Origin of the sequence: Enterobacter sp. 120016 (genome assembly GCF_018383635.1) — a bacterium.
Lineage (GTDB): Bacteria > Pseudomonadota > Gammaproteobacteria > Enterobacterales > Enterobacteriaceae > Enterobacter > Enterobacter asburiae_D.
The window spans coordinates 1-379 of the sequence record NZ_JAHAWC010000050.1; the positions used below are offsets into that span (position 1 = coordinate 1).

Here is a 379-nt window from a genome sequence, read left to right on the forward strand (position 1 = left end):
CTGCCAGAGGCGGTTCGGCGCGTCATGTTCGAACCGTCCCGTGGGGGGAATGCCCGGTGAAACGCCCGGCAGCATGCCATGGCGGGCCATCAGGTGATGGACGGTGCTGAAGGCGGGCATGCGGTGCCCCTGGTCCTCGAGCCAGCGCTTAATCTTGCGGGCTCCCCAGCGTTCATGGCGGTCATGTGCCATGCGCAGCAGGGCTGTGATGTCGTCTGACGAGCGGTTAGGGGAATGGTGCGGTATGCGCGGGCGGTCCTGAAGGCCGGCGGCACCTTCCTCCCCCCAGCGGCGAAGCCACTTGTAGGCGGTGGCAGGTGAAATGCCGAAGCGACGGCAGAGGGAACGGATGTTCGCCCCGTCCTGCGAGGCGAACAAA

Annotated in this window: 1 protein-coding gene; it reads right to left on the reverse strand. The window is 66.5% G+C overall.

The window, feature by feature from the left end:
• Positions 1-378 (reverse strand): helix-turn-helix domain-containing protein (locus KIF87_RS23060; protein WP_249666012.1); only part of this gene is annotated, 378 nt, incomplete at its 3' end.
• Position 379: the final 1 nt, after the last annotated feature.